Raw genomic sequence first — 15832 nt, forward strand, 5'->3', positions numbered from 1 at the left:
AATGAGAACTGTATATATGGATTATGCAGCTACAACATATGTAAAACCAGAGGTGTTAAATGAGATGATGCCATATTTTACTGAGAAATTTGGTAATCCATCATCATTTTATGGTATATCAAGAGAAACTAAAATGGCTATAGATAAAGCAAGAGCCAATGTAGCTAAGGCACTTAATTGTGATGCTAATGAAGTATATTTTACAGGTGGTGGTTCAGAAGCGGATAACTGGGCTATAAAAGGAATTGCTTGGGCTCATAGAAAGAAAGGTAACCATATAATAACTACAAAGGTTGAACATCATGCGGTGTTACATACTTGTGAATATTTAGAAAAAAATGGATTTGAGGTTACATATTTAAACGTCGATAAAGAAGGATTCATAGATTTAGAAGAATTAAAAAATGCAATAACAGACAAAACAATTTTAGTTTCTATTATGTTTGCTAACAATGAAATTGGAACTATACAACCAGTTAAAGAAATAGGTGCAATTTGTAGAGAAAAGAAGATATTCTTCCATACAGATGCAGTTCAAGCTGTTGGGAATATTCCAGTCGATGTAAAAGAAATGAACATTGATTTATTATCTCTTGCAGGTCATAAAATATATGGACCAAAGGGAATAGGTGCTCTTTATATAAGAAAAGGAATAAAAATAGATAATTTAATTCATGGTGGAGGCCAAGAAAGAGCAAGAAGAGCAGGAACGGAAAATATTGCTTCAGTAGTAGGTCTTGGAAAAGCAATAGAATTAGCTACTGAAAATTTAGAAGAACATAGCAAAAAACTTATAAGTCTTAGAGATAAATTAATAGATGGGTTACTTAAAGTACCTCATACAAGATTAAATGGACCAAGAGGAGATAAGAGGCTTCCGGGTAATTCAAATATTACGTTTGAATTTATAGAAGGAGAATCAATACTTCTTTCGTTAGACTTTGAAGGGGTATGTGCATCAAGTGGAAGTGCTTGTACTTCAGGATCATTAGATCCATCACATGTATTACTTGCTATAGGATTACCACATGAACTTGCACATGGGTCATTAAGATTAACATTAGGAGATGGTTCAACAGAAGAAGATGTTAATTATGTTTTAGAAGTTGTGCCACCAATTATAGAAAGATTAAGAAATATGTCTCCATTATGGGAAGACTTTTTAAAGAAGGGAGAAAAATAATTATGATGTATAGTGATAAGGTTTATGATCATTTTAGAAATCCAAGAAATGTTGGGGAAATAGAGGACGCAAATGGTGTTGGTGAAGTAGGAAATGCTAAGTGCGGGGATATAATGAAAATTTACTTAAAAGTTGAGGATAATATAATAAAAGATGTTAAGTTTAAAACATTTGGTTGTGGATCTGCCATAGCATCATCTTCAATGGCAACAGAATTAATTATGGGAAAGACAATAGAAGAGGCGTGGGAATTATCTAACAAAGCTGTAGCTGAAGCTTTAGATGGTCTTCCACCAGTTAAAATGCATTGTTCAGTTCTTGCAGAAGAGGCAATTCATAAAGCAATAAATGATTATAGAAAATCACAAGGATTAGACCTTTGGGATTTTGAAGAACATGATGACATCCATGATCACGTTCATGGACATGAAGAATAACAGGTAGATATATGAAGAAAAAGGTAGTTGTAGGTATGAGCGGCGGAGTGGATAGTTCCGTCGCTGCATATCTTTTAAAGGAACAAGGATACGATGTTATTGGAGTTACTATGAAGCATTGGGAAGAAGATGACGATTTTGTTGAAAGAGAGGGTGGATGTTGTTCGCTTTCAGCAACAGAAGATGCTAGAAGAGTAGCAGATAAACTAGGTATTCCTTTTTATGTACTTAATTTTAAAGAATCATTTAAAGATAAGGTTATAGATTACTTTGTTCAAGAGTATATAGAAGGAAAGACACCTAATCCATGCATTGCATGTAATAAGCATATAAAATTTGATGAATTTTTAAGAAGAGCTAAAGGTATAGGGGCTGACTATGTAGCGACAGGGCATTATGCTAAAATAGAAGAAAAAGATGGAAGATTTTTATTAATTAGAGCAGATGATAATAAGAAGGATCAAACTTATGCATTATACAACTTTACTCAAGAACAGTTAAGTCAAACCTTAATGCCTTGTGGTGAATTTACAAAAGATAAAATAAGAGAAATTGCCAAAGAAATAGGTCTTGCAGTCCATAACAAAAAAGATAGCGAAGAAATTTGCTTTATTCCAGATAATGATCATGGTAGCTATATATTAAAATTAATGCCTAATAAAGTTAAGGAAGGCAATTTTGTTGATAAAAATGGAAATATTTTAGGAAAACATAAAGGAATAGTTTATTATACAATTGGTCAAAGAAAGGGGTTAGGTCTTGCACTTGGAAGACCAGTTTTTGTTACAGATATAAACCCTAAAACAAATGAAGTAGTTATTGGTCCGGAAGAAGATATATTCAAAACAGATTTAGTAGCTAAGGATGTTAATTTCATTCCTTTTGATAACCTAGAAGGAGAACTTAAGGTAACAGCCAAAGTAAGATATCAAGCACAACCGTCAGAAGCAATTATTTCTCCATTATCAAATGGTAGAATAAAGGTATCATTTAAAGAAAAACAAAGGGCGATAACTAAAGGCCAATCAGTTGTTTTTTATAATGGAACAGAAGTTGTTGGCGGAGGAATTATAGAAAGACTCATATAATTTGATATAGTAGTTTAAATTAAAATTCTCGCATAAATTGTGAGAATTTTTTTTGGTATTTAGGGGAGAATATAAAAGTAAGATTTTACTTTTATTTAAATAATATATAAAGGTTAAGATTATTTTAATTATTATAAATTTAGGAGAGGTATCTATGCTGAAAACAAAGGACTTTTATTTGGTTAAGGTTTATGATTTGAAAGGAAAATATCTTGGGGTTATAGATGATTTATGTATAAATTTTAATGAAGGTAAGATAGATGGTTTTTTTATTTCAAACTTTTCATTATTCTCAAAAAAAAATTATGTAAGAGTAGAAGATATAGTTTCATTAGAAGAAGTTTTAATAACAAATGAAATTGTATCATATAAAGGTTTGAGTTTTAAGAGTATAAAGGATTTAGATATAATAGACAAATTTAATATTATGAGGGGAGTTTTAGATGATTTAATTATAGAAAAAGAAATGTTATATATAAGAGGGTTAGTTATGAGCTCAGGAATATTTGATAAAATGATTAGAGGAAAAGAAATACTTCTTTTAAAAGACTGTGTTCTTGGTGAAGATTTTATATTATATGAGGGAAGCGATGAGGTAAGGCTACAAACTATACCACATGGTACAAATAATGTTAAATTACAAGAAGTATAAAAAAATAATAAATAGTACTGTAATTATTCTTTTGAGCTTAATAATAATTTTTATATATTTAAAGTTTAATACATTTAAATCAATTGTAAATATAATATTTATAGGTTTTATATTTGCATATGGTTTAAAGCCAATTAGAGATGCTTTAAGTGAAAAATTTAAATTATCTAAAAGGATTTCCTCAATATCTCTTATAATGACAATATTAGTATCAATAATTTTAATATTTTATTTAGTTATTCCTCAGCTGTTAAGGGAAGGAATGAATTTTGGAGCTATTTTAGATAATCTTGATACATATATAAATAGTTTAGCAAGTAGGTTTAAGTTAAGTGATATAGAATTTTTTGAAAAAGTATACTCTCAAATAAACGATGAAATAAATAGAGTTTTAGGAAATTTAATAAATAATTCAGTAGAGAATATATTTGTGGGATTTGAAAATATAGTTTCATTTGCAATAGTTCCTGTAGTTACATATTACTTTTTAGTAGATGGTGATCTTATATATAATAAACTTTTATTGATACTACCAACAGAAAAAAGAGTGGTTGCTAAAAAGGCAATGGGAAATATAGATAGAATACTTTCAAGATATATAATGAGCCAGTTACTCTTATCAGCAATAATAGGAGCATTAACTTTTATTATTTTAATAATTTTAGATGTTAAATTTGCTTTAATACTTGCAATATTAAATGGAGTACTAAACATAATTCCGTACTTTGGTCCTATAATTGGGGGCTTTCCAGCAGTTTTTATAGCACTCTTAGATTCTCCAAGCAAGGCTTTATGTACAGTTATTGCTGTATTTATACTTCAACAAATAGAAGGGAATATATTATCACCTAAAATAACAGGAGATAGTACAAATATGCACCCAATAATAATAATAATATTGCTTCTTGTAGGAGAAAAACTTGGTGGATTTGCAGGAATGATTTTAGCGGTACCTTTAGGAGTAATTGTAAAAGTTATCTATGATGATATTAATGATTATTTGTTTTAAGAGCTCTTGAAAAATAATTGACATATTTTAATAAATAAACTATAATTTCATTGAAATATAACAAAATTTAATATTAAGTGATGATAAGAATAAGTAGATATTGTTGATGATATATTAGAGAGGAAGTGTTTGGTGAAAACTTCTTACATTACAATATTGAAGCTATCTTGGAGCTTATATTTTCTAAGTGATGTATTAACATAATACATAATTAGGGTGGTACCGCGGAATTAATGTTTTCGTCCCTTTAGGCTTATTAGGGATGAAAACTTTTTTATTTATAAAAGTAAAGAAATAATAATTATAAAATTAGAAATAGTATTTTATGATTAAGCAGATTTAAATTATTGGAGGAAGATAGATATGAAATTTATGGGCGCAAATGAATTAAGAGAAGCTTATTTGAACTTTTTTGAAACTAAAGGACATTTAAAATTAGAAAGTTTTCCTTTAGTACCTAAAAATGATAATTCATTATTATTAATAAATGCCGGCATGGCACCCCTTAAACCATATTTTACAGGATTACAAGAACCACCAAGAAAAAGAATTACAACGTGTCAAAAATGTATAAGAACTGGGGATATAGAGAATGTTGGTAAGACATCAAGACATGGTACTTTCTTTGAAATGCTTGGAAACTTTTCTTTTGGAGATTACTTTAAGGAAGAAATTATTCCTTGGGCATGGGAATTTATCACAGAAACATTACAAATACCAAAAGATAAATTATATGTAACTATTTATTTAGAAGATGATGAAGCTTTTGATATTTGGTGTAAAAAAACAGATGTAGATCCTAAAAGAATATTTAGATTAGGAAAAGATGATAATTTTTGGGAAATTGGAGTTGGACCATGTGGCCCATGCACAGAAATTCATTTTGATAGAGGAAATGGAGAAATAACAACAGTAGAAGAGTTTATTAAAGCAAGTGATGAAGATAGAGTTGTTGAGTTTTGGAATCTTGTATTTACTCAATTTGATAAGGATGAAGAAGGAAATTATAATAAACTTGCAAATCCTAATATAGATACAGGAATGGGACTAGAAAGAATCGCAACTATAATGCAAGGAGTTAACAATATATTTGAAATTGATACAGTTAAAAATATATTACAAAAAGTATCCTCTTTATCTGGTGTTAGATACGGAGAAGATAATCAAAAGGATATATCTTTAAGAATAATTACAGACCATGTTAAATCAGTTACTATGCTTATTTCAGATGGAGTGCAACCAAGTAATGAGGGAAGAGGTTACGTTCTTAGAAGACTTTTAAGAAGAGCCGCTAGACATGGAAGACTACTTGGAATAAAAGGATTATTCTTAACTGATATAGTAGAATCAGTTGTAGAGAATTATGGAAAAGCTTATCCTCAATTAAATGAAAATAAAGATTATATAGAAAAAATAGTTTCACTAGAAGAAGAAAGATTTAATGAAACAATAGATGCTGGTATGAATATATTAAATGGATATATAGAAGAAATGAAGTCATCAAATGAAACTATTTTAAAAGGGGAAAAGGCATTTAAACTATATGATACTTATGGATTCCCTATAGAACTTACTGAGGAAATATTAGAAGAAAAAGGTTTAAAAGTTGATCATAAAGCTTTTAAGAAAGAAATGGAAGAACAAAGAAATAGAGCAAGAAATGCTAGAGGAGAATCATCATACATGGGTAGTGATGAAAATCCTATTAATAAGATAGATGCTTCTATAAATACTGAATTTATAGGATATTCACAAATGAAAACAGATGCACAGGTATTAGTTATTGCAGATGATAATAAGTTTAAAAATGAATTATTAGAAGGCGAAAAGGGATATATAGTTACAGATGTTACAACTTTCTATGCAGAAATGGGTGGTCAAGTTGGAGATAAAGGAACAATTGTAGGTGAATGTGGAGAAGCTTATGTTTATAATACTAAGAAAAATGTAGGTGGAAAAACAATTCATTATGTTAAAGTAACTAAAGGATCAATAAAGGTTGAAGAAAAAGTAAAATTAAATGTTGAAACCTTAAGAAGATCTAATATATGTAAAAATCACACTGCAACTCATATGTTACATGAAGCTTTAAAGGAAGTTGTAGGTAAACATGTAAATCAAGCCGGATCTTATGTAGATGATGAAAGATTAAGATTTGACTTTGCTCACTTTAAAGGTTTATCAGAAGAAGAAATAGATAAAGTTGAAGAACTAGTAAATACTAAGATTATGGATGTATTTACTGTTAATACAGATCTTATGTCACTTGATGAAGCTAAAGCTTGTGGTGCTATGGCATTATTTGATGATAAATATGGCAATAAGGTTAGAGTTGTTAGTGTTGGGGAATTCTCAAAGGAGTTATGTGGTGGTACTCATGTACAAAATGCTGGAGAAATTGGATTATTTAAAATCATAGCAGAAACAGGTGTAGCTGCAGGAATAAGAAGAATTGAAGCTGTTACTGGATTTAATGCTATTAAATATATGGAAGAAAAGCAAAGATTATTAAAAGAAGCATGTGGCGCATTAAAGTGTACAGAAAAAGATATATTAAAGAAAATATCAGCACAAACAATTGAATTAAAAGATAGGGAAAAAGAGATAGCAGATCTTAAGGGTAAATTAACTTCAGGAGTAGAAAGTGATATAGTAAATTCAGCTATAGATGTAAATGGAGTTAAAGTTGTGACGTATGCATTAGAAGATATTGATGGAAATGCGTTAAGAGATTTAGCTGATAAAATAAGAAATAAAATTGGTAGCGGAGTAGTTGTTTTATTAAGTAACGTGCAAGGAAAAGTAAATTTAGTTGCTATGGCTACTAAAGATGTTATTTCAAGTGGAGTACATTGTGGTAAGATAATTAAAGAAGTTGCAACAATTGTTGGCGGAGGTGGAGGCGGGAGACCAGATATGGCTCAAGCCGGTGGAAAAAATTCAGAAAAGATTAGTGAAGCATTAAAAAATACACCAGCAATAATTGAATCTTTAGTAAAATAGTGTACATTTATAATTATATGAGTTATAATTATATTAATAGCAATATATGAATAGAAATATAAAAATATGAGATAATATTTATAGGGACAATATTTTTTTAAATATAAGTAAGGGGGTGAGCTGCCTAGTAGCAGCGATACTATGAATAATAACTTAGATCATACAATGCAATTTAATTTAAACATTAATAAAGAAGATTTAACAAAATCAATTTTAACAGATGTTTACAATGCGTTACAGGAGAAAGGTTATAATCCTATAAACCAATTAGTAGGATATCTTATTTCAGGAGACCCTTCTTACATTACAAGCTACAACGGAGCAAGAGCTTTATTAAGAAAACTTGAAAGAGATGAAATTCTTGAAGAAGTTATAAAATCTTATTTAGAACTAAAATAAAAAGTGCCCGTTAAATCGGGCACTTTTTTGACATTTAAGGAGTGAAGTATGAGAATACTGGGTTTAGATGTGGGATCAAAAACTATTGGAGTTGCAATAAGTGATCCTTTAGGTTGGACTGCACAAGGTATAACAACCATTAGAAGAACAAAGAGAGAGCAAGATATAGAGGAAGTTAAAAAAATATGTAAAGAATATTTAGTTGAGACTATAGTTATTGGGCTTCCGAAAAATATGAATGGAAGTATAGGTGAATCTGGAGAACGTGTTTTAGAACTTTCAGAAGAAATAAAAAATGCAACAGGTATAAAAATAGAAATGTGGGATGAGAGACTAACAACTGTTGCTGCTCATAAGGCTATGTTGGAAGCAGACCTTTCAAGAGGAAAAAGAAAAAAGATTGTTGACAAAATAGCAGCTACATATATTTTACAAGGATATTTAGATAGAATAAATATGAAATAATTATTATTAAATGAAAATTATTATTGACAACAATAAATGTAAAATTTAGAATATATAAAAAAGGAGATATAAATATGGATAAAGATTTAAAACAAATAGAGTTATATGATGAAGATGGAAATTTAGTTAAATTGAATGTTGTAGCATTTTTTGATATGGTAAATCCAGATACTGAAGAAAAAGTTGAATATGTTATTGTTTATGATGATGAATATACTGAAGAAGATATATTTGCATTAAAGGTTGGAGTTGATGAAGATGGAGATGATCTTCTAATACCTATCGATGATGAAGTTGAACTTGCTGCAGTTCAAGAAGCATATAACACAATATTTGTTGATGAAGAATAAAATCTAAAGTAAAGGGGTGTTATTTATGGAACAAATAACTGGTATTGATTTTAATGTATTAAAAGAGGATTTAAAGCAAAAAGGATATAAATTAACGCCTCAAAGAAGAGCCATAGTAGATACTATTATAGAAAAAGAAGGCGAACATTTAACAGCAGAAGAAATATATGATGAAGTTAAGAAAAACTGTCCTGAAATAGGTTTAGCAACAGTATATAGAACAATATTGTTACTTGAAGAACTAGAAGTAATATGTAAGTTAGACTTAAATGATGGTTGTAGTAGGTATGAATTAGTTCACAAAGATGAAGGACATAGACATCATCATTTAGTTTGTAATGAATGTAAAGGTGTTATAGAGGTACAAGATGACCTTTTAGATGAGCTTGAAGAAGAAATAGAAAGATCATATGGTTTTAAAATATTAGATCATAGTGTTAAATTCTTTGGCCTTTGTAGAAAATGTCAAAGTAAAAATAATAGATAAAATAAAGGAAACCTCTCTTAAGAAAGAGACGACATCCTTTGTATTACATATTTTATGAAAAGGAGGGGACATCTTGAAAAATGAAAAAGCAAAGGTTAAGATTATGCCTTTAGGTGGGATAAATGAAATTGGAAAAAATATTACTGCCATAGAATATAAAAATGATATTGTTATCATAGATTGCGGCTTAAAGTTTCCAGATGAAGATATGTTTGGTATAGATATAGTTATACCAGATATAAGCTACCTATTAAAGAATAAAGAAAGAGTAACAGGGATATTCTTAACTCACGGACATGAGGACCATATTGGTGCATTGCCTTATGTATTAAAACAATTAAATGTACCTGTATATGGAACAAAGCTTACTCTTGGAATTGTGGAAACAAAGTTAAAGGAACACGGATTGTTATCTACAACTGAACTTATTAGAGTAAAACCAAGAGATGTAATTAAATTAAACTCTGTTTCTGTAGAGTTTATTAAAACAAATCATTCAATTGCAGACTCAGTTGCAATAGCAATACACACTCCCCTTGGAGTTGTGTTACACACAGGAGATTTTAAAATAGACTATACTCCTATTGATGGTCAACCTACAGATTTTGCAAGGTTTGCAGAATTAGGAAAAAGAGGCGTGCTAGTAATGATGGCAGATTCAACTAATGTTGAGAGACCAGGATACACCATGTCAGAAAGAAGAGTAGGAGAAAGTTTTATTCGTATATTTGGAAAAACGAAGGGGAGAATCATAGTAGCTACATTTGCATCTAATATTCATAGAATACAGCAAATAATAGATGCTGCAAGTGTCTATGGAAGAAAAGTAGCTGTATCAGGTAGAAGTATGGAGAATATAGTTGCTGTAGCTATTGAACTTGGATATTTAGAATTTGAAAAAGATATGTTAGTTAGCATAGATCAAATAAATAAATATAACAATGATCAAGTGGTTATTATTACAACAGGAAGTCAAGGAGAGCCTATGTCAGCTTTAGCAAGAATGGCTGCATCAGAGCATAGAAAGGTTAATATAGTAGAGGGAGATACAGTTATTATTTCAGCTACTCCAATACCTGGAAATGAAAAACTTGTTTCAAGAGTAATAAATCAACTATTTAAAAAGGGTGCTGAGGTGATATATGAGTCACTAGCAGAAGTACATGTTTCAGGTCATGCATGTCAAGAAGAGTTAAAATTAATGCAATGTTTAGTTAAACCAAAATTCTTTATTCCAGTTCATGGTGAGTATAGACATTTAAAACAACATGGTGAGTTAGCAATTAAGCTAGGCTTATCAGAAAAAAATGTTTTAATACCAGAAAATGGAGATGTAATAGAAGTTAATAGAGCAGGTATAAGGAAAAATGGTTCAGTATCTTCAGGTCAAGTTTTTGTTGATGGATTAGGAGTTGGAGATGTAGGAAATATAGTTTTAAGAGATAGAAAGCATTTATCTCAAGATGGTATATTAACTGTTGTTGTAACTCTTTCTAAAGAAAATAATGCTGTAATAGCCGGACCAGACATAATATCTAGAGGATTTGTTTATGTAAGAGAATCTGAAGGATTAATGGATGATGCTAAAGAAATAGTAAAAGATGTATTAAGAGAATGTGAAGAGAAAAATATAACTGATTGGGCAAGTCTTAAGTCAAAAATAAGAGACGAGCTAAGAAGTTATCTTTATGAGAAAACAAAGAGAAAACCTATGATATTACCTATAATAATGGAAATATAATTAAGTAGGTTGACAATTCATAAGAATAACCTTAGAATAGTAAGAGGCTTATAATAAAGAATTTGAATTGGAAATTGGATACATGTGTATCCAATTTTATTTTGGAGAAAATAAGTTATAGGTTTACACTATAATAATTTATATAATACTGGAGGAAACATAATGGAATTAATAAAAAGAAATGATATTAGAAATATAGCCATAATAGCCCACGTTGACCACGGTAAAACAACATTAGTTGATGCTTTATTAAAAGAAAGCAACGTTTTTAGAAGTAATGAAAAAGTAGATGAGAGAGTAATGGATTCTAATGACTTAGAAAAAGAGAGAGGAATTACAATTCTTTCAAAAAATACTGCTCTTATATATGATGATATAAAAATAAATATAGTAGATACTCCAGGGCATGCTGATTTTGGTGGAGAAGTTGAGCGTGTACTTAAAATGGTTGACTCAGTTTTATTAGTAGTAGACTCTTATGAAGGTCCTATGCCACAAACTAAATTCGTTTTAAAAAAGGCATTAGAATTAGGATTAAAGCCTATAGTAGTTATAAATAAAATTGACAAGCCAAATGCTAGACCAGAAATAGTTATTGATGAAGTTTTTGACCTATTCTTAGAATTAGGAGCAGATGATGAACAATTAGATTTCCCAATAATATATGCTTCAGCAAGAGAAGGTTTTGCAAGATATAATGTGGAAGATACAAATGAAGATATGACTCCTTTATTTAAAACTATATTAAAGCATGTTGAGGCACCAGAAGGTTATTTAGATGGACCTTTCCAAATGCTTGTAACTACTTTAGATACTAATGAATATGTAGGAAGAATAGCTATAGGTAAAGTACATAGAGGATCAGTTAAGAAAAATCAAACTGTAGCTTTAGTAAGAAAAGATGGAACTACTTCAAACTATAAGGTTTCAAATGTATTTACTTATAATGGTTTAAATAGAGAAGAGTCACAAGAGGTTGGTCTTGGTGATATAATTGCAATAAGTGGTGTTCCAGATTGTAACATAGGTGAGACTATTGCAGATGCTCAAAATCCAGAAGCTCTACCATTTGTTGAGATAGATGAACCAACATTAAGTATGAATTTTATGGTTAATGATTCACCATTTGCAGGTAGAGAAGGTGAGTTTGTTACATCAAGACATTTAAGAGATAGATTAATGAAAGAATTAGAAACTAATGTAAGTTTAAGAGTAAGAGAAATTTCTTCAGATTGCTTTGAAGTATCAGGAAGAGGAGAACTTCACTTATCAATTCTTATAGAAACTATGAGAAGAGAAGGATATGAACTACAAGTTTCAAAGGCTAACGTTATTTTTAAAGAAGAGAATGGTAAGAAAGTAGAACCTATGGAATACTTAACTATAGATGTACCAGAAGAATTTATGGGACCTGTAATGGAAAAGTTAGGACCTAGAAAAGGTGAAATGGTTAATATGACATCAGCTGTTAATGGATATACAAGATTAGAGTTTGTTATTCCAGCAAGAGGTCTTATAGGATTCAGAAGTGAATTTATGACTGATACAAAAGGTAATGGAATAATGAATCATGTATTCCACGGATATGCACCATATAAGGGTGAAATGCCAGGAAGAAGCAGAGGATCAATATGTGCTTTTGAAGATGGAGATGCAATTGCATATGGATTATTTAATGCTCAAGAAAGAGGAACATTATTTATAGGTGCTGGAGTTCCAGTTTATCAAGGTATGGTAGTTGGAGAATGTGCTAGAGCAGAAGATATTGATATAAATATCTGTAAAGGTAAAAAACTTACTAATACAAGAGCTTCAGGATCAGATGATGCTTTAAAATTAACACCTCCAAGACAAATGACATTAGAACAATGTTTAGAGTTTATAAATGCTGATGAATTAGTAGAAGTAACTCCAGAAACAGTTAGAATGAGAAAGAGATGTCTTGATGCTGCTGAAAGAAGAAGAATTGTAAGTAGAAATAAGAAGTAATTAACCTTATAAAAAACTTTATAAGTTAATAAAAAAGTATTATAATAAAGTGAATAGCCTAAAATAGGCTATTTACTTTTATATATAGGGGGTTTTTATGAGAAAGATAAAAACAGGTAAGATAATAATTTTAATAGCTATTATAGCTATTTTGATAACTCCAATTATATTCTTTAATAGAACCCTAAACAAACCATTAAACATAGAAAATGATATAATAATTAAAGTTGAAGAGGGAGAAAGTTTTTATAGTGTTTTAGGAGATTTATCGAAAGAAAATAAGATAAAAGGAGTTCCTTTTATAAAAGCTTACTTAAAGATAACAAGTAAAGAAATAGATGTAAAACCAGGTGAGTATAAGTTACATAAAGATATGAGTTTAAATGATATAATAACAACTATAACAAGTGAATCAGTTATTAATTTAATTAAGTTTACTGTTCCAGAGGGATACACTATTGATGATATAGCAGAAAAATTGCAACAAGAAGGTGTTTGCAATAAAGAAGATTTTATAAAAGTTGTAAAAGAACATAAAGTTCCTTCTTTTATTAAAGTAAATAGAGATAAAAGGTACAACTTAGAAGGATATTTATATCCTGATACATATATTTTAAAAAGAGATGACACACCTAAAATAATATTAGATAAAATGCTAAATAGATTTGAGGAAGTGTGGAATGAAGCTTTAGATAAGACAAATATGATTGTAAAACCTGAAAATGTAGAAAAAGTAATTACAATTGCTTCAATGATAGAAAAGGAAGCAAGAATTGATTTAGAAAGACCGATAATATCATCAGTTATTCAAAATAGAATTAAAAGTGGAATGATGCTTCAAATTGATGCAACAGTTATATATGCATTAGGAACTCACGTTGATAAGGTTTTATATAGTCATTTAGATATAGAATCACCATACAATACATATAGAAATCATGGTTTACCTATAGGACCTATATCAAATCCGGGTTTACCATCAATTTTGGCAGCATTAGAACCAGAGAAAACAGATTATTTATTCTATGTATTACAAAATAATGATAAGCATTATTTTACAAATAATTATGATGACTTTATTTTGAAACAAAAAGAATTAGGATATTAGTATTAATTGGAGGAAAAATATGAGTGGAATTACCTACGATTATATGGAAGATTATATAAGAAGTTTAATACCAAAAAGTCAAGGAATATATAAGGAACTTGAGGATTTTGCTATTGAACATAGTGTACCAATTGCGCAAAAAGAAACAGCTAAATTCCTAGAATTCATGGTAAGTATGAAACGTCCATTAAGGATACTTGAACTTGGGACTGCTATAGGTTATTCTGCAACTCTTATGTATGAAGCTGCAGGAACTAATCCAAGTATTACTACTATTGAACGTGATGAAACTATGATAAAATATGCTAAAGAAAACTTTAAAAGGTTTAACTTAGAAGATAAGATAACCATTAAAGAGGGAGATTGTTTAGAGATATTAGAATCATTAAAGGAACCATATGACTTAATTTTTATGGACGCCGGAAAAGGACATTATAATCATTTTCTGCCACATTGTCTTAGACTATTAAAAGATGATGGAATAATTATTGCAGATAATGTTTTATTTAGGGGAATGGTTGCATCAAAGGAACTTGTAAAAAGAAGAAAAATAACAATTGTAAAAAGAATGAAAACGTACTTAGATCTTGTATCAAAAGATGAGGATTTAATTACATCTGTAATACCAATGGGGGATGGAATTGCAGTGACTAAAAGGAGGTAAATTAAAATGAATAAACCAGAGATTTTAGCACCAGCAGGAAGTCTAGAGAAATTAAAGATAGCTATAGATTTTGGCGCAGATGCAGTATACATAGGTGGAGGAAGATTAAATCTTAGAGCCTTTTCTGATAATTTTACTAATGATGAAATAGCTGAAGGAGTAAAGTATTGTCATGATAGAGGAAGAAAAATATATGTTACGATGAATGTTTTTCCAAGAAATCATGATTTAACAGGTGTAGAGAGCTATATTAAGGGATTATATGATTTAGGAGTAGATGCGATAATTGTTGCAGATCCATCTATAATTGTTGCAGCTAAAGAAGTTGCACCAGAACTTGAAATACATTTAAGTACTCAAGCTAATATTGTTAACTGGAAAGCTACTAAGTTTTGGTATGAACAAGGTGTTAAAAGAATCGTTTTAGCAAGGGAACTTACATTTAATGAAATAAAAGGAATAAAAGAAAATATTCCAGAAGAATGTGAATTAGAAGCATTTATACATGGTTCTATGTGTATTGCGTATTCAGGTAGATGCTTAATTTCAAATTATATGCTTGGAAGAGATGCAAATAAAGGTATATGTTCAAATGCTTGTAGATACAAATATTATTTAGTAGAAGAAACAAGACCAGGTGAATATTATCCAGTTATTGAAGATGACAAAGGGACATATATAATGAATTCAAAGGATCTTTGTATGATTAATCATATACCTGAACTTATAGAAAGTGGAATACATTCACTTAAAATAGAAGGAAGAATGAAAAGTGAATTCTATGTAGCATCTGTTGTTAAGGCATATAGAGAGGCTATAGACTCATATATGGAAGATCCTCAAAATTATAAGTTTAAACAAGAGTGGATGGATACTTTACTAAAAATAAGTCATAGACAATATCATACAGGATTTTTCTTTGGAAAGACAGGAGAGCAAAACTATGATGTATCATCTTATGTAAGAGATTATGATATAGTAGGAATGGTTAAGTCATATAATCCAGAGACTAAAATTGCAACAATTCTTCAAAAAAATAGAGTTTTTGAAGGTGATATAGTTGAGGTTTTAAGAGCACATACACCAAATTTCGAGGTAGAACTTAAAGAAATGTATGATGTTGAAAAAGAAGCGAAAACTAATGTAGCTAATAGAGCTCATATGATATTTGAAGTAAAGGTAGATACTCCTTTAAAAGAAAAAGATATGTTAATTAAAGGGAAAAAGGTTTTAGAACTTTAAGATAAAAGAGGTGGA

At 29.6% G+C, this 15832-nt stretch carries 15 protein-coding genes and 1 other annotated feature; all 15 genes read left to right on the top strand.

Annotated features, from left to right (window positions below):
- The first annotated feature begins 1 nt into the window (after nucleotide 1).
- The 15 genes from nifS to ACYQ1T_RS12600 all read left to right on the top strand — a co-directional run bounded on the left by nifS (nucleotide 2) and on the right by ACYQ1T_RS12600 (nucleotide 15817).
- A complete protein-coding gene (nifS, locus tag ACYQ1T_RS12530) occupies nucleotides 2-1183 on the top strand; it encodes a cysteine desulfurase NifS (protein WP_459835278.1) in 1182 nt (393 codons plus the stop codon).
- Nucleotides 1184-1185: 2 nt separating this feature from the next.
- Complete coding sequence (gene nifU / locus ACYQ1T_RS12535; protein ID WP_459835280.1) at nucleotides 1186-1620, top strand: Fe-S cluster assembly scaffold protein NifU; 435 nt, start codon at nucleotides 1186-1188, stop codon at nucleotides 1618-1620.
- Between the two features lie 11 nt (nucleotides 1621-1631).
- Nucleotides 1632-2708, top strand: coding sequence for a tRNA 2-thiouridine(34) synthase MnmA (gene mnmA / locus ACYQ1T_RS12540; protein WP_459835282.1), 1077 nt, complete (start codon nucleotides 1632-1634; stop codon nucleotides 2706-2708).
- Nucleotides 2709-2862: 154 nt separating this feature from the next.
- Nucleotides 2863-3360: a PRC-barrel domain-containing protein gene (locus ACYQ1T_RS12545; protein WP_459835284.1), complete on the top strand. Its 498-nt coding sequence runs from the start codon at nucleotides 2863-2865 to the stop codon at nucleotides 3358-3360.
- Nucleotides 3326-4369 (top strand): AI-2E family transporter, encoded by a 1044-nt coding sequence (locus tag ACYQ1T_RS12550; RefSeq protein WP_459835286.1) that lies wholly within the window; start codon nucleotides 3326-3328, stop codon nucleotides 4367-4369. Before ACYQ1T_RS12545 ends, ACYQ1T_RS12550 begins: the two co-directional genes overlap by 35 nt.
- 71 nt (nucleotides 4370-4440) lie before the next feature.
- Nucleotides 4441-4619: a binding site (T-box leader), on the top strand.
- A gap of 113 nt (nucleotides 4620-4732) precedes the next feature.
- The gene (gene alaS / locus ACYQ1T_RS12555) at nucleotides 4733-7372 is read left to right on the top strand and encodes an alanine--tRNA ligase (RefSeq protein ID WP_459835288.1); all 2640 of its coding nucleotides are present in this window, start codon (nucleotides 4733-4735) and stop codon (nucleotides 7370-7372) included.
- Between the two features lie 141 nt (nucleotides 7373-7513).
- Nucleotides 7514-7771, top strand: coding sequence for an IreB family regulatory phosphoprotein (locus ACYQ1T_RS12560; protein ID WP_459835290.1), 258 nt, complete (start codon nucleotides 7514-7516; stop codon nucleotides 7769-7771).
- Between the two features lie 48 nt (nucleotides 7772-7819).
- Nucleotides 7820-8236: a Holliday junction resolvase RuvX gene (gene ruvX / locus ACYQ1T_RS12565; RefSeq protein ID WP_459835292.1), complete on the top strand. Its 417-nt coding sequence runs from the start codon at nucleotides 7820-7822 to the stop codon at nucleotides 8234-8236.
- A 74-nt stretch (nucleotides 8237-8310) separates the two neighbouring features.
- Complete coding sequence (locus ACYQ1T_RS12570) at nucleotides 8311-8586, top strand: DUF1292 domain-containing protein (RefSeq protein WP_459835294.1); 276 nt, start codon at nucleotides 8311-8313, stop codon at nucleotides 8584-8586.
- A gap of 25 nt (nucleotides 8587-8611) precedes the next feature.
- On the top strand, nucleotides 8612-9073 hold the full coding sequence (locus ACYQ1T_RS12575) for a Fur family transcriptional regulator (RefSeq protein ID WP_459835296.1): 462 nt from the start codon (nucleotides 8612-8614) through the stop codon (nucleotides 9071-9073).
- Nucleotides 9074-9146: 73 nt separating this feature from the next.
- Nucleotides 9147-10814 (top strand): ribonuclease J, encoded by a 1668-nt coding sequence (locus tag ACYQ1T_RS12580; protein ID WP_459835298.1) that lies wholly within the window; start codon nucleotides 9147-9149, stop codon nucleotides 10812-10814.
- A 162-nt stretch (nucleotides 10815-10976) separates the two neighbouring features.
- On the top strand, nucleotides 10977-12803 hold the full coding sequence (typA, locus tag ACYQ1T_RS12585; RefSeq protein ID WP_459835300.1) for a translational GTPase TypA: 1827 nt from the start codon (nucleotides 10977-10979) through the stop codon (nucleotides 12801-12803).
- A gap of 97 nt (nucleotides 12804-12900) precedes the next feature.
- Nucleotides 12901-13911: an endolytic transglycosylase MltG gene (gene mltG, locus ACYQ1T_RS12590; protein WP_459835303.1), complete on the top strand. Its 1011-nt coding sequence runs from the start codon at nucleotides 12901-12903 to the stop codon at nucleotides 13909-13911.
- Nucleotides 13912-13930: 19 nt separating this feature from the next.
- The gene (locus ACYQ1T_RS12595; RefSeq protein ID WP_459835305.1) at nucleotides 13931-14575 is read left to right on the top strand and encodes an O-methyltransferase; all 645 of its coding nucleotides are present in this window, start codon (nucleotides 13931-13933) and stop codon (nucleotides 14573-14575) included.
- A gap of 6 nt (nucleotides 14576-14581) precedes the next feature.
- Nucleotides 14582-15817, top strand: coding sequence for a peptidase U32 family protein (locus tag ACYQ1T_RS12600; RefSeq protein WP_459835307.1), 1236 nt, complete (start codon nucleotides 14582-14584; stop codon nucleotides 15815-15817).
- The last annotated feature ends 15 nt before the right edge of the window (nucleotides 15818-15832 follow it).

This window comes from Clostridium carnis (genome assembly GCF_054657435.1).

Coding starts and splice junctions, on each gene's coding strand:
- typA (WP_459835300.1), top strand. CDS start 10,977: ATGGAATTAATAAAAAGAAATGATATTAGAAATATAGCCATAATAGCC.
- alaS (WP_459835288.1), top strand. CDS start 4,733: ATGAAATTTATGGGCGCAAATGAATTAAGAGAAGCTTATTTGAACTTT.
- nifU (WP_459835280.1), top strand. CDS start 1,186: ATGATGTATAGTGATAAGGTTTATGATCATTTTAGAAATCCAAGAAAT.
- mnmA (WP_459835282.1), top strand. CDS start 1,632: ATGAAGAAAAAGGTAGTTGTAGGTATGAGCGGCGGAGTGGATAGTTCC.
- mltG (WP_459835303.1), top strand. CDS start 12,901: ATGAGAAAGATAAAAACAGGTAAGATAATAATTTTAATAGCTATTATA.
- ruvX (WP_459835292.1), top strand. CDS start 7,820: ATGAGAATACTGGGTTTAGATGTGGGATCAAAAACTATTGGAGTTGCA.
- ACYQ1T_RS12575 (WP_459835296.1), top strand. CDS start 8,612: ATGGAACAAATAACTGGTATTGATTTTAATGTATTAAAAGAGGATTTA.
- ACYQ1T_RS12570 (WP_459835294.1), top strand. CDS start 8,311: ATGGATAAAGATTTAAAACAAATAGAGTTATATGATGAAGATGGAAAT.
- ACYQ1T_RS12550 (WP_459835286.1), top strand. CDS start 3,326: ATGGTACAAATAATGTTAAATTACAAGAAGTATAAAAAAATAATAAAT.
- ACYQ1T_RS12545 (WP_459835284.1), top strand. CDS start 2,863: ATGCTGAAAACAAAGGACTTTTATTTGGTTAAGGTTTATGATTTGAAA.
- ACYQ1T_RS12595 (WP_459835305.1), top strand. CDS start 13,931: ATGAGTGGAATTACCTACGATTATATGGAAGATTATATAAGAAGTTTA.
- nifS (WP_459835278.1), top strand. CDS start 2: ATGAGAACTGTATATATGGATTATGCAGCTACAACATATGTAAAACCA.
- ACYQ1T_RS12600 (WP_459835307.1), top strand. CDS start 14,582: ATGAATAAACCAGAGATTTTAGCACCAGCAGGAAGTCTAGAGAAATTA.
- ACYQ1T_RS12560 (WP_459835290.1), top strand. CDS start 7,514: ATGAATAATAACTTAGATCATACAATGCAATTTAATTTAAACATTAAT.